At 53.3% G+C, this 2,476-nt stretch carries 2 protein-coding genes and 1 pseudogene; all 3 read right to left on the bottom strand.

Annotated elements, in window-relative coordinates; genetic code table 11:
- Positions 1–61: 61 nt before the first annotated feature.
- The 3 genes and pseudogenes from RMO15_RS32645 to RMO15_RS32635 all read right to left on the bottom strand — a co-directional run bounded on the left by RMO15_RS32645 (position 62) and on the right by RMO15_RS32635 (position 2,396).
- On the bottom strand, positions 62–463 hold the full coding sequence (locus tag RMO15_RS32645; protein ID WP_309723368.1) for a hypothetical protein: 402 nt from the start codon (positions 461–463) through the stop codon (positions 62–64).
- Positions 464–663: 200 nt separating this feature from the next.
- Positions 664–1,521 (bottom strand): annotated as a pseudogene (locus RMO15_RS32640) (transposase); the annotation flags it as partial.
- A 260-nt stretch (positions 1,522–1,781) separates the two neighbouring features.
- Positions 1,782–2,396 (bottom strand): hypothetical protein, encoded by a 615-nt coding sequence (locus tag RMO15_RS32635; protein ID WP_309723365.1) that lies wholly within the window; start codon positions 2,394–2,396, stop codon positions 1,782–1,784.
- Positions 2,397–2,476: the final 80 nt, after the last annotated feature.

Below are 2,476 nucleotides of genomic sequence, written 5' to 3'. Positions count from 1 at the left end.
CGGAACTTGTCAATATAAATGAGACAGTTTGTTGTAGGTAAATTGGTGACGAGATCGAATTTCATTTCCTTCCTTTTGATGCGGGCACTTCCTCGGCGATGAGTAGATCCTCCAACTGGTTCAACACCGATTCCACTTCCTCCTGCCGCTGGCTAAACATTTCGCCGCGCTCACTGTCTTGCCAAGACAAGGAACGAGACTCGCCATAGGATTGCATCTCCTGGTTGACCTGCTCAACCAACAGATGAGCCGCGCTTAAGGCTTGATTCCAACGAGCATGACCGGCAATACTGGGAATCGAAGGCAGAGCAGGAAGACCCTTGGCAGCCTGTTCTGAAGAGCGTGACAAGGCTTGTCGCTCACGAAAGCGTTGCTGGCGTAGAGCCGCTTGAGAACGTCGCTTCTGGGCACCATCCACTGGGGAAGCTGACTGCTCCCTTTGAGAACTTTGTTGCTCCATCATTGCTGTTGCACCACTTGCTCAAGAGAGCCTGGTTCGCTAGGATTTGGGCTGTCAGAGCCAGGGATTGGACTCTCTAAAACTGCGTTACGTACTGGGCTTTCGTTACGTAACGCGGTTGGTTCATCACGCAACGCGACCGAGTCATTCAAGAGGGTCACAGGACTCAAGAGGGCGACCGGCAAAGACGTTGGCACCGGCAAAGACGTTGGCACTGGTGGATTTATCCAGACGGCATCAGGCAAGCAGGCATGCAGAGGAGCATGATTGACAAAGCGAGCACGGTGGCAGTCATAGGCTTGGTCCAGGCAAGCTTGACGACGCTCTATCACGAGAGAGGCTTGTCCAAAATGAACCATCTGGGGAGTCAAGAGCGCGATGCCACCGTGGTGATGCTCTCCGTTGTACCAACGCATCAATTGGCAACATAGCTCACGAGCAGACTCGATACTGCCGAAACGCTCGGGAAACTCAGGACGGTACTTGAGAGTCTTGAACTGCGATTCCGAATAGGGATTGTCATTGGAGACATGGGGGCGAGAGTGGGTTTTGACCACCCCCAGGTCACTGAGCAGCAGAGCCACGCTCTTGCTCGTCATGGCAGAGCCACGATCCGCATGCAGGGTGAGCTGTCCCACAGGGATGTTGTGTTTGGCCAAAGTCTCATCGATAAAGTGCTTTGCCAGCTCCTGGCTTTCTCGGTAGGCCAACATCCACCCCACGACATAGCGACTGTAGACATCAATAATGACATACAGGTGGAAATACGTCCAGGTTGCTGGCCCCTTGAGTTTGGTAATGTCCCAGCTCCAGACTTGGTTTGGCCCCGTGGCCAGCAGTTCTGGTTTGGCATAGTGGGTGTGTTTTCGTGCCCTTGTGCGCGGAGTGTCAGCTCTATCTGCCTTGAGAAGGCGATAGAGGGTGCGCTGTGAGCACAGGTAGATTCCTTCGTCCAGTAGAGTTGCATAGACCTCGCTTGGGGTCAGATCCACAAAGCGGGGCTCGTAAAGGTGTTGATAGATCGCCTCTCGCTCCTGAGGAGTGAGTGCCCTTCCTGGCACGCGGCACCGACTAGGGGCCAAAGGATCATTGGCTAAGACCAGGTCTTGACCGCCCAGAACCGAATCTTGACTGTCCAAAGGCTCTGCTGTGCCCAAAGGCTCCGGAGATTCTTTTGAGGGTGATGTCGTGGCTCGCCTACTGCGATAATAGGTGGCCCGGCTGAGGCCAAGCCCCTTCAAGAGAGGAGCTAGAGCGGGTTTGGGATCTTGCGCTTGGACAATCATGTGTAGTTGTGCCCTGAACTCTCTGGCTGGATTCTTTAATTCTCCGGCTTGTCTAAGGAGATCTCCAAGAGGTATGAGACTTTTTTTTGGATCTCCAGGATCGCTTCTGCCTGTTGGAGCTTGCGCTGGAGTTGGCGATTTTGCCTCTCTAGATCCATGACTCTTGCTGCCTGGTCTCGGCTCTGTGCTGCCTGATCCATATCTGGTGTTGCTTGGTCCTGGTTTGTTTTCGCTATTTTCTGGTTTGTTTTCGCTATTTTCTTGTTTGTGCGGGGGGATTGAGGGGTGTCCGCGGATTGAGGAGCGTCAGTGACCTCCAGAGTGCCTGTAATGTTCAAAGTGCCTGCAGCTCGTTGCTTTCGGAAGCCAGTAAGTGTCGCGTGGGTGAGTCCTGCTTGTCTGAGGAATTGTCCCAGTTCTCCGGGTTTGGTGCAGGCATCGCTCTCTTGGAGGATTTTGATCTTGTAGGTTCTTGGATAGCGATTTCCAAACTCGGTGTTTCCAGCAATGACTTGGGGATCTGGTATTTCTTGTGGAGCCTGTAGGGACGAGGAAGCCTGTAGGGATTGGCTCAATGGAGGCTCTTCATATCGTGCTGTAACGTCCTTGGTTCTGGATCCTTGAGCTTTGGTTTTGGGTGATTGGGACACGGTGATTTCTTCCTTCCCGCGCGTCTGGCGGGTAGAGTGTACCTACACCGGACTGTCTCACTCCATATTGACACAAAGGG

The sequence above is a fragment of the Armatimonas sp. genome, assembly GCF_031410135.1.
Classification (GTDB): Bacteria; Armatimonadota; Armatimonadia; order Armatimonadales; family Armatimonadaceae; genus Armatimonas.
This window is presented reverse-complemented; position numbering and strand designations above follow the sequence as displayed.

What these genes read in the sequence shown, in the direction of transcription:
- RMO15_RS32645 (WP_309723368.1), bottom strand. Translation starts at nt 463, where the DNA reads ATGATGGAGCAACAAAGTTCTCAAAGGGAGCAGTCAGCTTCCCCAGTG.